Origin of the sequence: Colwellia sp. BRX10-3, from assembly GCF_014077505.1 — a bacterium.
In the GTDB taxonomy this organism is placed as follows: domain Bacteria; phylum Pseudomonadota; class Gammaproteobacteria; order Enterobacterales; family Alteromonadaceae; genus Cognaticolwellia.
In genome coordinates, this window is record NZ_JACGWA010000001.1 from 89,701 (window position 1) to 105,799 (window position 16,099).

A 16,099-nucleotide genomic window follows, 5' to 3' on the forward strand; every position below is an offset into this window, starting at 1 on the left:
GTGAATTAACGGTCAAATAACCATCAAAAAACGCTATTTCATCGATTTCAGGGATGAATATTTATCATGTGATTTACCGCACTTATTTCTTGTTGAGAATATCATCCAAGTTTGCTTGCTCTTGCACTGATAAATCAAGCTCATTGGCTTTAACTTGATTACGTTTTCGTAAAACAAATATCGCACCAATTATAAAACCAAACAAAATGATTAAAGGACCAAACCATAGGATATAAGTTTGTTCTTTCAACGGCGGTCGATATAAAACGAAATCACCATAGCGATAGACCATAAAATCAATAATCTCCTGATCGCTCTTCCCTTCTTGCAACAAGTTATAAAGGCTTTTTCTTAAATCTACGGCAATTTTAGAGTTCGAATCTGCTAAGTTTTGATTTTGGCACTTAGGACAGCGTAACTCTTTCGATAATATTTGAAAGCGCATCTGTGTTGCTTCATCTTTAAACTGAAAAGTGTCTACTGGGCTAGCATTGGCGCTACTTAACCAAAAAATACCAAGTAGCAAAGAACTCATCACAACGCGTATTAACTGTTGCAGTTTCACAGAATCTCTATAAATCAGCGCTTGTTTCATTAAGACGCTCCGTTTGCCATTTCAATTTCGAGCGTTTTAATTAATGGCAAAAACTCTTCTTTCCAAACCACATTATTAATAGGACCCGCGAAACGCTTACGAATAATACCTGTGTGATCAATAACAAAGGTTTCAGGAGCACCAAATACACCAATATCTAAACCTAAAGCACCCTGCTCGTCGAAGAGCGAAAATACATAAGGGTCTTTATATTGCTTTAACCAACTCAACGCGGCATTAAGATCGTCGGTAAAATTAAGCCCATAAAGTTTAATACGTGGGTCTAGAGCAATCTCTAGCAAATATGGATGTTCATATTTACACTGTATACACCAAGTTGCCCAAACATTAAGTAGTACAATATTACCTTTTAAGTCATCTCGCCCAAAGAGTTGATCAGTCGCTTTTAATGTCGGGAGTTGAAAGTTTGGCAGCGGCTTACCTATCATTGCTGACGGCATTGCCTGAGGATTAAGAAATAACCCCCGATATAATAATACGCCTAATAAAATAAATAAAATTAATGGAATAAAACGAATAATACTTTTCACTAATTTACGCCTCTTTTAAAACTGCTGAAGTAGATTGCTTAAGTTTTTGTTCTGTTACCAATACGCGTTTTCGATAGCGTTTACTTAATATGGCTAGGAAACCACCTAATGCCATAAAAAAGCCACCCGACCATATCCAAACAATAAACGGCTTGTAATATAAACGCATTGACCAAGAGTTTGTCTCTAGCGGATCACCTAAGGCAACATATATATCACGCCATACGTTAGTATGAATAGCGGCTTCGGTCATGCCCATGCGTTGCACTTTGTAAGTACGTAGCTCAGGCTTTAATAAGGTAACAAACTCACCATCTATTGAGACCTTTAGCTGACCTTGAATCGCGCTATAATTAGGCCCTAAAATATTTTTAGTGCCGTCAAACTCTATGGTATAACCTGATAAGTTGACACTTTCACCTGGCGCCATTTTCACATTGATTTCATTTTCATAGGTCGACACCATAGTTACACCTATAACAGTAATCGCTATACCTGCGTGTGCAACCGCCATACCTATGTGATTAAGCGGTACGGCCGAAAACTTCAAGCTACCATCGGCCTGCTTGGCATTGTTAAACACATCTTTTAGTACCGCTAACACTATCCAACAACCCAAAGTCATGCCAATAAATGCGCTGAGGCTAAATTCGCCCGCGAATATAAATGGCCAAGCGGCACCAAATAACACACTAAAAATTGAAGTACCATTTAAGTGCTTAGATAACTCACCTTTACGGGCTTTTTTCCAGCGAGTAAGTGGTCCAACCCCCATAAATAGAAACAAAGCTATCATCATAGGCACGAATACAGCGTTAAAGTATGGTGCACCAACTGATATTTTTCCCATGCCCATAGCATCGATAATCAACGGGTAAAGCGTTCCCAACAAAATAGTGACTGTCGCCGTTACCAATATTGACATGGCAACTAAAATAGCACTTTCACGTGAATACAAAGTAAAACGGCTAGGGCTACTGACATTGGTCGCTCTCAAAGCATAAAGGGTTAGTGCCCCCCCAACAGCTATGGCTAAAAATACGAGTAAGTAAATGCCGCGCTCTGGATCTACTGCAAATGAATGTACTGAAGTAATAACACCTGAACGTACTAAAAACGCTCCTAATAAAACCAAAGAAAAAGTAAAAATAGCCAGTAATAATGTCCAATGCTTAAAAGTGTTACGTTGTTCTGTTACTGCTAACGCATGAATCAGCGCAGTACCAGCAAGCCACGGCAGAAATGAAGCATTTTCAACAGGATCCCAAAACCACCAACCGCCCCAACCAAGTTCATAATATGCCCACCAACTACCTAACGCGATACCTACGGATAAAAATGACCAAGCGGCAACCGTCCATGGGCGAGACCAACGTGCCCATGCGGCATCCATTTTACCTGCCATCAAGGCGGCAATAGCAAAAGCAAAAGCAACTGAAAAGCCGACATAACCCATATATAACATTGGTGGATGAATAATTAAGCCAAAATCTTGTAATAATGGATTTAAATCACGACCTTCAAGCGGGAAATTTGGTAATAAACGCTCAAACGGGTTAGAGGTTAATACCGTAAATAAAATAAAGCCAACAGCAATCATGCCCATGATAGCTAAAACACGGGCAACAAACTCTTTTTCTAATTGCTTACTAAAAACACTAACCGCGAAGGTCCAACACGTTAAGGCAAAAACCCAAAGTAGCATAGAGCCTTCGTGTCCGCCCCAAACAGCGCTAATTTTGTAATAATATGGTAATAAACTATTAGAGTGGCCAGCAATATATTTGACTGAAAAGTCATCAATCGTAAAGCTATAGCCTAATAAAAAAATACTGATTGCGACAAATAAAAACAAACCAAAACTTAATGGTTTGGCACTATTAATTAATTGTTGGTTGTTCTGCGCTACGCCAATAAGCGGCACTATGCTTAAACATAAAGCGAAAGCTAATCCGATAATGAGTGCGAAATGGCCGAGCTCTGGGATCATGATAATTCCTGTAAATCGATGTTAAAACATTATGGGACTAAGTTTAGCTGATTTTAACTAGCCAAGACTAGCGTCAAATCAAATATTCTATCAGTAATTTCTGTAGTAAATGGTTGCTAGAGGTAAATTTATCACCACATTTAACCAATTACTTTTAGGGTACTTGTACTGATATTTGCATCGGTATTGGGCTTTTAACCATAGCATCTACATTAAGAGCTTCAGCTTTATAGTCACCGGACTTAATACCGACACTACCTTGCATAGAGACAACTGCGTATATATGGACTTTATCAACGCTACTTAAACGCATTTGTGGCGTCATTGCTTTTTCATCATCTAAAATTATAGTGATAGGTAAGTCACTGGCTTTAATTTTTACCGCAGCTAGAGGCATTCGAGGTCCCTCGGCGGCAATAGCATATATAAATACAGTTTTATCTTCGCTGCTCATTAATTGTTCTTGAACACTTTTGGCTAAAGATACTTCAATAATAAGATGTGGCAAGTTTGGATCAACTTCAGCACTAACCTCTCCAGAAGAAGCCATATTACTACTCAAGCGTAAACGATTTTTAGCCTCTTCTACCGCTCCCGCAAGAGCTTGTGTACTTATTCCTGGTCGGTCACTATTTAAAACCACTTCCCAGTACTGCACTGCTTTGGCAAAGTCTTGGTTGCTAAAACTGTCCATACCTAAAAGAATATTGGTCGATGCGTCTAGCGAGTCTAACGCTAAAGCCTTATCAATTACGGCTTGAATGTCGGCGTTGATTTGCTGATTATTTTTATAATACATAGCTTGAGCTTTTGGCCCTAATAATTCAGCATGTTCACCTACTTGCTTCATTACACGGTCAAATGCCGCTATCGAATTATCAAACTCTCCAACAGAAATATAAGCTTGGCCTAAGCTAAACCAGGCTTGAGAATTAGTTGGATCATCTTTAACTTCACGCTGCAGTTGCTGCAAGCGAAAAGCTAACATTTGCTCTGGGCTTAATTCGCTATGAGCATCATTTTCATTTATTGCTACAGGTGAATTCAATTTTGAATAGGCACCTAAGGTCATGTAGGTGTATAAGCTCAGACTAACGATTGAAAGTGCAATACCTAGCGGCCATAACCATGATCTTTCCTGATTTTCAATGGTTCGCGTTTGACTTGATTGAACATCTTGTAAAAGTGTTTTATCTAATTCTGCTTTTAATTGTACAAAGCTCTCTTGCTCAATACTACCTTCTGCCATGTCGCTTTCGAGTTGAGATAAGTGCTCATGATAAAGCGTGACATTAGTTTCTTGACGAATATTTAGATTTTCAGCACCTATGGTATTTTTAGGTGTGGCAAAAATACGCCAGACAATAAGTAATGCAATCACTATTAATAATAAAATTGCCAGCCAGAATGAAGTCATATTATTTAATTTATACCTATGTTAAAGCAATTATTTAATCCAGTTGGCATTAGTCATGTAAGAAAATTTAATCAACTTTATTACAATAAAGCACTAATGTTTAATACTGTTGTTCGCAAGGATTGTAGATTAACAATTATAAGCTGTTTTTCCTAGCGATACCGACGAAGAAAAAAGCATATTCATCGCATATTAAGCTTAACCCGTTATTCAAAAGTTATGGTGGCACTAAGCGCTTAACATAATGAGGGTTATTAGTGGATCATATACTACGAAACATTCATCCTAGTTAGGGTTTTCATAGGCCTGCTGGTTTTATATTGCGGATGTTGGTATTAGAATAATTCTATATATGCTCAAAATAAGATAAATTGATAAATGTTACATAGAAATTAAAGAAAAGGCTGAGCGGTGAATTTAAGCTTTATGACTTAATCAAAGAAGGCTTAATGTAAGGGAGATTTATTATAACGACTAGCATTTCAATATTAGTAGTGCTCTAGATACAATTAAGCCGCTTATAAAAGCGGCTTAATAAGCATTCTTTAGCAAAAACTATTAATTAGCCGTTGCATGCATCTTTAAGTGCTTTACCAGCCTTAAAAGATGGGATTTTAGCTGCTGCGATTTCAATAGTCGCACCAGTTTGTGGGTTACGACCTGTGCGCGCTGCACGGTCACGTACTGAAAAAGTACCAAAACCAACAAGAGCAACTTGATCGCCACCCTTTAATTCTTCTGTAACTGCTTCGATAAATGAATCTAAGGCACGACCAGCCGCAGCTTTAGAAATGTCAGCACCAGCAGCAATTTTCTCGATAAGTTGAGATTTATTCACAGTGTATTCCCCTTCAAGTGTTATTATTCAGCGCTATCTTCTGTTTTAGCGTCCTGCAGAAACCTTATATTTTGTCTCTTTATGAACATCAAGCGCCGAGTTAAAGAAAACTAAAAATATTGATAATTATTTTTATCTCTACCAGGCCCCTTATAGATAGGGGCTCTAGCGTTATCAGCGTCATTAACTTAACATAGTTTCAGCGTTTGAAAAGCGTTAATTGCATTTTTTTCTAATTTTTTACTGTTTTTTTCAATTTTTTAGCAAAAACAGCTGTTTTATAGCCATTTATTTATCTGACTGCCACTTTTCAACTGGATGTTCTAAAGCAATTTTTAACACTTCATCTATCCATTTTACCGGATGAATGGCTAAATCCGCTTTAACATTGTCAGGTATTTCTTTCAAATCTCGCTCATTATCCTTCGGAATAATGACCGTTTTTATACCACCACGATGCGCTGCTAGTAATTTTTCTTTTAAACCACCGATAGCTAACACTTCACCACGTAAAGTAATTTCACCCGTCATTGCCACATCAGCTCTTACAGGATTACCCGTTAAACTTGATACTAAGGCTGTACACATACCAACACCGGCACTTGGGCCGTCTTTCGGTGTTGCGCCTTCGGGTACATGCACGTGAATATCGCGTTTTTCATGAAAATCACTATTAATACGTAGCTTTTCTGTGCGACTTCGCACAACCATCATTGCCGCTTGTATCGACTCCTGCATCACATCACCAAGCGAGCCAGTATAACTCAACTTACCTTTGCCTGGCACAGAAGCGGTTTCAATGGTTAGTAGCTCTCCGCCGACTTGAGTCCAAGCTAGACCTGTTACTAAACCAACACGATTTTCATCGTCTGCTTTACCATAGTCAAAGCGCTGCACACCCAAAAACTCTGATAAATTGTCTTGATTTATGGTCACTTTTTTTACGTTTTTGTCCAATAAAATTGACTTAACCGCTTTGCGACATAACTTAGAAATATCACGTTCTAGCGCACGAACACCTGCCTCGCGTGTGTAATAGCGAATAATACCGACAATGGCGCTATCTTCTATTTCAATTTCTTTACTTTTTAAACCATTGCGTTCAATTTGCTTATCAAGTAAATGATTTTTCGCAATATTAAGCTTTTCATCTTCGGTATAACCCGATAAATGAATAACTTCCATGCGATCTAGCAAGGGTCCAGGAATATTCATACTATTTGAAGTAGCAACAAACATCACATCTGACAAATCATAGTCAACTTCTAAATAGTGATCGTTAAAGCTGCTGTTTTGCTCTGGATCTAAAACTTCTAACAATGCTGATGCGGGATCACCACGCATATCAGAGGCCATTTTATCTATTTCATCCAACAAAAATAACGGATTTTTCACGCCTACTTTTGCTATTTTCTGTATAAGTTTGCCCGGTAATGAGCCGATATAGGTTCTTCTATGACCACGTATTTCAGCTTCATCGCGCACGCCGCCTAATGCCATACGCACATACTTACGACCGGTAGATCTCGCAATAGATTGTCCTAACGAGGTTTTACCTACACCTGGAGGTCCAACTAAACACAAAATAGGCCCTTTTAACTGGCTAACACGCTGTTGAACGGCCAAATACTCTACGATGCGCTCTTTAACTTTATCGAGTCCATAATGGTCTTTGTCTAACACTTCTTGTGCTAACTTAAGATCGCGTTTTAATTTACTGCGCTTTTTCCACGGTACGCTGATCATCCAATCAATATAGCTTCGCACAACAGTTGCTTCAGCTGACATTGGCGACATCATTTTTAATTTTTTCAGTTCTGTTAAAGTTTTATCTTTTGCTTCTTTAGGCATTTGAGCAGCTTCAATCTGTTTTTCTATTTGCTCAACTTCGTTTGTGCCCTCTTCGTCATCGCCTAACTCTTTTTGAATAGCTTTCATTTGCTCATTCAAATAATACTCGCGTTGACTTTTTTCCATTTGCTTTTTAACACGTGTTCGAATTTTCTTCTCAACTTGCAGTAAATCGATTTCCCCTTCCATTAACGCCATTAAAAACTCTAGGCGTTCTGAAACATGGGTTATTTCTAATACTTTCTGCTTATCAACTAACTTAAGTGGCATATGTGCTGCCATGGTGTCAGCTAACTGCTCAGCATCATCAATACCTGAAACCGAGGTTAAAACCTCTGGTGGTATTTTTTTATTTAATTTAACGTAACCTTCAAACTGAGAAATAGCAGAGCGAATAAGTACTTCAGTACTATCATCAGGCACACCTTCCACATTGAGAAATTCTGCATTGGCAGTAAAGTATTCATCTGTTTCGACAAACTCAGTAATTTGAGCACGACGCACACCTTCAACCAGCACCTTAACGGTACCATCGGGTAATTTTAACATTTGTAAAATAGTGGCAATGGTACCGGTTTGATACAAATCGTTTTGCGCGGGATCATCAACCGCAGCATCTTTTTGTGCAACAAGGAAGATTTGCTTATCATTTTCGTTGGCAATATCAAGACAACGGATTGATTTTTCGCGACCAACAAATAATGGGATAACCATTTGCGGATAGACAACGACATCACGTAAGGCTAATACGGGAATTTCAACTACGCCAGATAACTCTTTAGTCATTGGTTACTCTCTCGGTGAATAGTATGATGTAATTTTTACAGATATGTATTTGTATATGGGGTGTTTGTAAATACTTTCAACAGATGAATAAAAAAAAGTGATGTTAACCAAGTTGGCTAACATCACTTTTTAACTATATTTTACCGTAATACTTATTCTGAAGACGCTTTATTTTGCTGCGTTTCATAAATAATAATCGGCTTAGATTCACCTTTAATCACAGCTTCGTCAACAACGACTTTAACAGCGTTGTCCATTGAAGGTAATTCATACATTGTTTCGAGCAATACACCTTCAACAATAGAGCGTAAGCCACGAGCACCGGTTTTACGTTCCATCGCTTTATGAGCAATAGCAGCTAATGCATCTTCTCTAAATTCAAGTTCAACATTTTCCATATCGAAAAGTGCCGTAAATTGTTTAGTTAACGCGTTTTTAGGCTCTTGTAATATTTGAATAAGCGCATCTTCATCAAGCTCTGTTAAAGTCGCTACAACGGGAAGACGCCCAATAAATTCAGGGATCAAACCATATTTAACTAAATCTTGAGGTTCAACATCTTGAAAACGTTGCGTTAAGGTTTTCTCGTCTTCTTTACCACGAACCGTAGCACCAAAACCAATACCTGTACCTGTATGACAACGTTGCTCAACAACTTTATCAAGACCGGCAAATGCACCACCACAAATAAATAGAATCTTAGAGGTATCGACCTGTAAAAACTCTTGTTGTGGATGCTTACGACCACCCTGCGGCGGAACAGAAGCAATAGTGCCTTCAATAAGTTTCAATAATGCTTGTTGTACACCTTCGCCTGACACATCACGAGTGATAGATGGATTGTCTGATTTACGTGAAATTTTATCAATTTCATCAATATAAACAATACCACGTTGGGCTTTTTCAACGTCATAATCACATTTTTGTAATAGCTTCTGAATGATGTTTTCAACATCTTCACCCACATAACCGGCTTCGGTCAGTGTCGTGGCATCAGCCATGGTAAATGGCACATCTAATAAGCGCGCTAATGTTTGCGCTAATAATGTTTTACCACTACCCGTAGGGCCAATAAGCAAAATATTGCTTTTGCTTAGCTCCACACCATTGTGTGAGTCGCCATTACGTAAACGCTTATAATGGTTATAAACCGCTACAGCCAGCACTTTTTTAGCGTGCTCTTGCCCGATAACATAATCATCTAAGCTTTCACGAATTTCGATTGGCGTTGGTAAGCTTTCTTTGTCTTGCTTAGGCGAAATTTCTTTAATTTCTTCGCGGATAATGTCATTACATAATTCAACACATTCGTCGCAAACAAAGACAGAAGGACCTGCAATTAACTTACGCACTTCATGCTGACTTTTACCACAAAACGAGCAATACAGTAACTTACCGTCATCACCGTCACCTGTTTTCATATCGGTCATACGGTACCTCTAATATTTTAAATTTTTACAAACTAATACTGACCAGTATTTCATAAATCGCGCAAATAACAACGCGAATAACAAAGTAGACCGTTATTTATCGATTCTTTGTTCTAATATGGCATCAACTAAACCATATTCAACCGCACTTTCAGCGCTTAAGAAGTTATCACGGTCTGTATCACCAGATACTTTTTCTAATGGTTGGCCAGTGTGCTCTGACATTAAGCGATTAAGCTTTTCTTTAATATACAAAATTTCTTTTGCATGTATTTCAATATCTGACGCTTGACCTTGAAAACCACCCAGCGGCTGATGAATCATCACACGAGCATTAGGTAAACAGTAACGTTTGCCTTTTTCTCCGCCAGAAAGCAAAAATGCGCCCATACTAGCCGCTTGACCAATACAAACCGTGCTAATATTTGGCTTAATAAACTTCATGGTATCGTAAATAGCCATACCTGCAGTAACAGAACCACCAGGAGAATTTATATATAAATAAATATCTTTATCTGGGCTTTCTGACTCTAAGAATAGTAATTGGGCAACGATCAAATTTGCCATATGGTCTTCAACTTGACCACAAAGGAAAATAACGCGCTCTTTTAGCAGTCTTGAATAAATATCGTAAGAGCGTTCACCTTTGGCGGTTTGCTCAACAACCATAGGCACTAAAGCACTTTCGGTCGTATTCGTTAAATCGTGAGAATTATTGTGAGAAGTAAACAACTAACTTTCCTTTTTATAAAAAAATGGCTCATATGTCCCCATACAAGCCATTTAAGCGATTGCTCAGCAAAATGTCAATCTAAAAGGTCTATTTACCTTCAGGATTCATAATATCTTTAAAGCTGGCTTTCTTATCTTTTACTTTTGCGCTTTTAAGTAACAACTCAACCGCTTGCTCTTCCAATGCAACATTCTGCATTTGTTGGGCAAGTTCTTTGTTAGTTTTGTAGTACTCAATAACTTCAGATGGATCTTCGTAAGCTGATGCTGCAGATTCAATTAATTCAGTCACTTTAGCTTCGTCAACTTTTAATTCGTTAACTTTGATCACTTCACCTAAAAGCAAACCCGTTTTAACACGACGTTTAGCTTGCTCTTCAAACATTTCTGCAGGAAGTTCAGGTAAGTTATTCGGATCCATTTGACCAGCAAAACGTTGCATAGCTTGCTTGCGCAATACTTCAACTTCTTGAGCAACAAGTGCCGCTGGAATATCTAATTCGTTAACTTCAAGTAGGCCTTCAATCACTTGCTCTTTAACTTTAGCTTTAACAGCTTGGTTAAGTTCGCGAGCCATGTTTTTACCAACTTCTTCACGAAGTGCAGCAACGCCACCTTCTTCAACACCGAATAGTTTTGCAAATTCGTCATCTACTTCAGGTAAAATTGGACCTTCAGTTTTGTGAACAACGATATCAAACTCTGCATCTTTACCTTTAAGCTTCTCAGCATGGTAATCATCAGGGAAGGTTACTGTGATAGTTTTTTCGTCGCCAGCTTTCATACCGATGATTTCTTTTTCGAAACCAGGGATCATGCGACCTGAACCTAATTCAAGTTCAAAAGCTTCAGCTTTACCGCCTTCAAATTCTTCACCGTCAACACGGCCATTGAAGTCGATAGTTAGCTTATCGCCTTTCTTCGTTTTACGTTTGTTTTCTTTCCACGTTTTATGCTGGTTTTGTAATGTTTCAAACATTTCATCAAGGTCAGCATCAGTAACGTCAACAGCAGGACGTTCTACTGCTATTTTGTTTAAATCTTTTAAAACAACTTCAGGGTAAATCTCAAATGTTGCTTCGAACTCTAACGCTTTACCATCTTCGTTGCTTTTGGCAACAAATGATGGACGACCTGCTGGGTTTAATTTTTCAGCAACAATCGCATCGACAAAGTTACGTTGCATTAATTCACCGGCAACTTCTTGACGAACAGATTGACCATAGCGTTTTTGAATAACTGATGGTGGCACTTTACCTGGGCGAAAACCATTGATACGTTGGGTTTTACCGATGTGGCGAAGACGATTTTTAACTTCAACATCTACTGTTTCGGCAGGAACTGAAATCGTTAAACGACGTTCCAAACCTTGTGTAGTCTCAACTGAAACTTGCATTTAATTACCTCAAAAAACTTAGCGTATGCACGCTTTCTATAACGCATCTAAATATAGTCAACAGTACTTTATATAACAAAGCAATGTATTCAGCTTGCTAGCATTACTAACAGAGCCCGGAAAATCCGAATAAAGATGTTCAGATTAAAATAATGACGCGAAATTATAGCGGTGCTTTAAACAAGAGTCGAGCATAGAACGCAATTAAATTGAAAAATTTAATTTAATAAGGTAATAAAAGAAGATAAAACGGATATTTAGAAAAGAAATTACAGATGGAATGTTAATAAAATGCTTTGTGATGCAAAATTTGAACTTCGACTGAACTTAATGACACTCAAACCAGCACTTACTCTTTCAATATATGTAAGTAATAAAAAGAAGAAGTGGTCGGTTATGCAAGAGTCGAACTTCGACTGAACTTAATGACACCCAAACCAGTACTTAGTCTTACAATATACGCAAGTAATAAAAAGAAGAAGTGGTCGGTGATGCAAGAGTCGAACTTCGACTGAACTTAATGACACCCAAACCAGTACTTAGTCTTACAATATACGTAAGTAATAAAAAGAAGAAGTGGTCGGTGATGCAAGATTCGAACTTGCGACCCCTTGGACCCAAACCAAGTGCGCTACCAAGCTGCGCTAATCACCGATATACTTTTACAACAAACCATACAAAAAATGGGGTGGCTAAAGGGACTTGAACCCTCGACAACCGGAATCACAATCCGGGGCTCTACCAACTGAGCTATAGCCACCATTGTATGGCGCGCCCTGTAGGATTTGAACCTACGACCCACGCCTTAGAAGGGCGTTGCTCTATCCAGCTGAGCTAAGGGCGCACATTGCCTACAGATGCTGAACAAACTTTACACTTGTAAAGTTTATCCTTTTTTTACTAAAAAAGTAAAAAATTGGTTGTGATGCAAAATTCAAACTTACGACTGAACTTAATGACACCTAAACCTATTACTTAATCTTTAAATCTACATAAAGTAACTTTAAAATAACTAAAAAGAAAAAGTGGTCGGTGATGCAAGATTCGAACTTGCGACCCCTTGGACCCAAACCAAGTGCGCTACCAAGCTGCGCTAATCACCGACATTTGTTAAAAACGCTTGCGTTCTCAACGGGTGCGGATATTACCTAGTTGGCCGTTGCGCGTCAAACACTTTTTTTAAATAAATGTGCGTTCGCTCACTTTTAAAGCATCTTGGTTAAAATACCACTCATAATGACCTATAAAATAAAAATAACGTCATTATTCATCAATAAATCATTCTTTCGACGACCAATGCATTTATTTCCTACAAATAGCTTTTCTATTATGCGAAAATAACCACGTTTTTTAGCCTTTTGTGAATAATTATGACTGCAGCGCTTATTGACGGTAAGTTGATCGCCCAACAACTACGCCATTCTGTTAAAGATAAAGTACAACAACGCATTGAAAATGGCCTGCGTGCTCCAGGATTAGCCGTAATTTTAGTTGGTTCAGATCCCGCATCTCAAGTTTATGTTGGTAGTAAAAGAAAAGCCTGTGAAGAAGTTGGCTTTGTATCTCGCTCTTATGACTTGCCTCCAACCACGACACAAGACGAACTTTTTAATTTAATCGATGAATTAAATAACGATATTGAAATTGATGGTATTCTTGTTCAGTTACCCTTACCTGCTGGTTTAGATGCTAATTTAATTATTGAGCATATTAATCCATTAAAAGATGTTGACGGGTTTCACCCTAATAATGTTGGCAAATTAGCGTTACGTCAACCGGGTCTTCGCCCATGCACACCTAAAGGTATTATGACCTTAATTGCTTCAACGGGTGTTGACCCTCATGGCCTAGAAGCTGTAGTTGTTGGTGCATCAAATATTGTTGGTCGCCCTATGACACTAGAGCTATTGCTTGCAGGCTGCACAGTGACCACAACCCATAGATTTACCAAAAATTTAGAAGCAAAAATAAGAAATGCTGATCTGTTAGTTGTTGCTGTTGGCAAACCTGAGTTTATTCCAGGCGAATGGATTAAAGCTGGCGCAATTGTTATCGATGTAGGTATTAACCGTTTAGATAACGGCAAACTAGTTGGCGATGTTGGCTTTGCTAAAGCAAAAGAGAGCGCGGGTTATATTACTCCTGTGCCCGGTGGTGTGGGCCCTATGACAGTAGCTAGTTTGATAGAAAACACCCTTATTGCATGCGAAGAGTTTCATAATAAATAATTTCAAATACTTTGAATTACTTTGGATTACTTTATTAAAAGTATAATCACATCGATATTGCTCTAAATATTAAGTCGTCAGGTAAGGCATAGTTCGCATATTACAGTGCTTTAATTTCATTATAATTTTCTTAGTTAGCTAAAACAAAAAAAGCCTGCGATGCAGGCTTTTTAATTAACACTTTATATAAGAAAGTTTAAGCTTTACGCCACGTTGTTCCACCCGCGCTATCTTCTAGAATAATATTGAGTGCCACCAATTTATCACGTGCATCATCAGCCAATGCCCAATCTTTATTAGCGCGGGCATCGTTACGCTGTTTGATCAAAGCTTCAATTTCTGCAACTTCATCATCGTTAGCATTGCTACCTTGAAGGAATTCTTCTGGTGAATTTTGCGCTACACCTAAAACTTCGCCAAGTGATACTAAAATAAAAGCGAGTTTTGAAGCGGCTTCAACATCCGATACTTTTATGCGATTAATTTCTTTTGCTAACTCAAATAATACCGGCATTGCTTCAGGGCAATTAAAGTCATCATTCATCGCTTTTTCAAAACGCTGAACATATTCATTACCTTTTAATTCTACTTTTATCGGTGTCAGTTCACGCAACGCGGTATAGATACGCTCTAAACTTGCTCTTGCTTGCGTTAAATTGTCTTGTGAGTAATTTAACTGGCTACGATAATGACTAGAAGTTAAAAAGAAGCGCACACTCTCTGCATCATATTCATCTAATACACTGCGCAAAGTAAAAAAGTTATTTAAAGATTTTGACATCTTTTCTTTGTTAATTTGTACCATGCCGCCATGCATCCAATAATTTACGTATGGCGTATCAAAGGCACAACATGATTGCGCAATTTCATTTTCATGATGAGGAAACTGTAAATCAGACCCACCACCATGAATATCGAAGTGTTCACCTAAATGTTTACTGTTCATTGCTGAACATTCAATGTGCCAACCAGGGCGACCTTTACCCCAAGGTGAATCCCAGCTTGGTTCATCAGGTTTTGCCATTTTCCACAGCACAAAATCTAATGGACTGCGTTTCGCTTCATCAACGTCAACCCGAGAGCCCGACTGCAGCATATCTAGATTTTGTAAACTCAACTTGCCGTAATCGCTATATGTGCTGACTTCAAACATAACATCGCCATTACTGGCAACATAAGCGTGTTTACGTTCAATAAGACGTTCAACTAAAGCAATAATCTCATCCATATGCCCGGTAACAGTAGGCGCAATATCTGGGCGCATAATATTAAGGTCGTCAAAATCTTGATACATTTGCTCGGTCATGCGTAAAGTTAGCGCTTCACAACTCTCACCGTTTTCATTAGCTCGTTTTATAATTTTATCGTCAACGTCAGTAATATTGCGTACATGTGTTAAATCATAATTTAAATACTTTAAGTAACGAGCGATAATATCAAAGGCAACATAGGTTCTAGCGTGACCAATATGGCAGCGATCATATATAGTAATACCGCAAACATATAAACCTACCTTGTTGGAAGTGATCGGTTTAAAAACTTCTTTTTTCCTGCTTAAGGTATTATAAATCTGCAACATAACGACGCTTTTTCCTATGTAATATCAATACTTGATTAAATTCGACTATCCTCCACACGGAGATTTACGCAATTGTACCCCAACTATTGGTACTAATCATTAGCTTGGCTTCATTTGCTGAGAAATATGCGAATAAATTTTGCAGAGAAATGTTTCTATTATTGAGTTACAATTTGCGTAATTACATTTCCTTTAGATTTATGAGTAAAAACAATGATCACATTTAAAACGACCTTAGGCGAAATTAAAATTGAATTAGATTTTGACAACGCACCTGCTACTGCAAAAAATTTCCAACAATACGCTGAAGACGGCTTTTACAACGGCACGATTTTTCACCGTGTAATTAAAGGCTTTATGGCACAAGGCGGTGGTTTCGCATCAGGCATGGACGAAAAAGACAGCCGTGAATCAATCAAAAACGAAGCTAATAATGGCTTAGTTAACGCTCGTGGCACTTTAGCTATGGCGCGAACACAAGAACCACATTCAGCATCAGCACAGTTTTTCATTAATTTAGCTGATAACGACTTTCTTAACTTTAAAAGTGAAGATACACAAGGTTGGGGTTACTGTGTATTTGCTAAAGTGGTTGAAGGTATGGACATTGTTGACAAAATGACCTTAGTTGATACTGGCCGTATAGGCTATCACGACGATGTTCCAAAAGAAGAAATAATCATTGAAGAAACAATCGTAGCGTAAT

Annotated in this window: 12 protein-coding genes and 4 tRNA genes; 2 read left to right on the forward strand and 14 right to left on the reverse strand. The window is 38.2% G+C overall.

The genetic code is table 11. The features are described from left to right. Positions 1-82 precede the first annotated feature (82 nt). The 13 genes from H4J38_RS00425 to H4J38_RS00485 all read right to left on the reverse strand — a co-directional run bounded on the left by H4J38_RS00425 (position 83) and on the right by H4J38_RS00485 (position 12,689). Positions 83-595 (reverse strand): cytochrome c-type biogenesis protein, encoded by a 513-nt coding sequence (locus tag H4J38_RS00425; protein ID WP_182128426.1) that lies wholly within the window; start codon positions 593-595, stop codon positions 83-85. Then, the gene (locus H4J38_RS00430; RefSeq protein ID WP_182128428.1) at positions 595-1,146 is read right to left on the reverse strand and encodes a DsbE family thiol:disulfide interchange protein; all 552 of its coding nucleotides are present in this window, start codon (positions 1,144-1,146) and stop codon (positions 595-597) included. Before H4J38_RS00430 ends, H4J38_RS00425 begins: the two co-directional genes overlap by 1 nt. Before the next feature lie 4 nt (positions 1,147-1,150). Continuing rightward, positions 1,151-3,136, reverse strand: a complete 1,986-nt coding sequence (locus H4J38_RS00435; RefSeq protein WP_182128430.1) for a heme lyase CcmF/NrfE family subunit — start codon at positions 3,134-3,136, stop codon at positions 1,151-1,153. 154 nt (positions 3,137-3,290) lie between these two features. Next, entirely contained in the window at positions 3,291-4,553 is a 1,263-nt protein-coding gene (ccmI, locus tag H4J38_RS00440; RefSeq protein WP_182128432.1) for a c-type cytochrome biogenesis protein CcmI, read from the reverse strand. A gap of 562 nt (positions 4,554-5,115) precedes the next feature. After that, on the reverse strand, positions 5,116-5,391 hold the full coding sequence (gene hupB, locus H4J38_RS00445; RefSeq protein ID WP_085302046.1) for a nucleoid-associated protein HU-beta: 276 nt from the start codon (positions 5,389-5,391) through the stop codon (positions 5,116-5,118). A gap of 288 nt (positions 5,392-5,679) precedes the next feature. Beyond that, positions 5,680-8,028 (reverse strand): endopeptidase La, encoded by a 2,349-nt coding sequence (gene lon, locus H4J38_RS00450; RefSeq protein WP_182128434.1) that lies wholly within the window; start codon positions 8,026-8,028, stop codon positions 5,680-5,682. 152 nt (positions 8,029-8,180) lie between these two features. Further along, on the reverse strand, positions 8,181-9,458 hold the full coding sequence (gene clpX, locus H4J38_RS00455) for an ATP-dependent protease ATP-binding subunit ClpX (RefSeq protein ID WP_310733415.1): 1,278 nt from the start codon (positions 9,456-9,458) through the stop codon (positions 8,181-8,183). Positions 9,459-9,551: 93 nt separating this feature from the next. After that, positions 9,552-10,190: an ATP-dependent Clp endopeptidase proteolytic subunit ClpP gene (gene clpP, locus H4J38_RS00460; RefSeq protein WP_259365352.1), complete on the reverse strand. Its 639-nt coding sequence runs from the start codon at positions 10,188-10,190 to the stop codon at positions 9,552-9,554. Between the two features lie 88 nt (positions 10,191-10,278). Continuing rightward, entirely contained in the window at positions 10,279-11,586 is a 1,308-nt protein-coding gene (tig, locus tag H4J38_RS00465; protein WP_182128436.1) for a trigger factor, read from the reverse strand. A 577-nt stretch (positions 11,587-12,163) separates the two neighbouring features. Continuing rightward, positions 12,164-12,240, reverse strand: a tRNA-Pro gene (locus H4J38_RS00470). Positions 12,241-12,270: 30 nt separating this feature from the next. Then, positions 12,271-12,346 (reverse strand) — tRNA-His (locus H4J38_RS00475). Positions 12,347-12,353: 7 nt separating this feature from the next. Beyond that, positions 12,354-12,430 (reverse strand) — tRNA-Arg (locus H4J38_RS00480). 182 nt (positions 12,431-12,612) lie between these two features. After that, a tRNA-Pro gene (locus tag H4J38_RS00485) sits at positions 12,613-12,689 on the reverse strand. Between the two features lie 267 nt (positions 12,690-12,956). Here H4J38_RS00485 and folD point away from each other — a divergent pair. Further along, on the forward strand, positions 12,957-13,814 hold the full coding sequence (gene folD / locus H4J38_RS00490; protein WP_182128438.1) for a bifunctional methylenetetrahydrofolate dehydrogenase/methenyltetrahydrofolate cyclohydrolase FolD: 858 nt from the start codon (positions 12,957-12,959) through the stop codon (positions 13,812-13,814). Positions 13,815-14,010: 196 nt separating this feature from the next. Here the strand turns inward: folD and cysS are convergent, their stop codons facing one another. Further along, the gene (gene cysS / locus H4J38_RS00495) at positions 14,011-15,393 is read right to left on the reverse strand and encodes a cysteine--tRNA ligase (RefSeq protein ID WP_182128440.1); all 1,383 of its coding nucleotides are present in this window, start codon (positions 15,391-15,393) and stop codon (positions 14,011-14,013) included. 213 nt (positions 15,394-15,606) lie between these two features. Here cysS and H4J38_RS00500 point away from each other — a divergent pair, with 213 nt between their 5' ends. Continuing rightward, the gene (locus tag H4J38_RS00500) at positions 15,607-16,098 is read left to right on the forward strand and encodes a peptidylprolyl isomerase (protein WP_182128442.1); all 492 of its coding nucleotides are present in this window, start codon (positions 15,607-15,609) and stop codon (positions 16,096-16,098) included. Position 16,099: the final 1 nt, after the last annotated feature.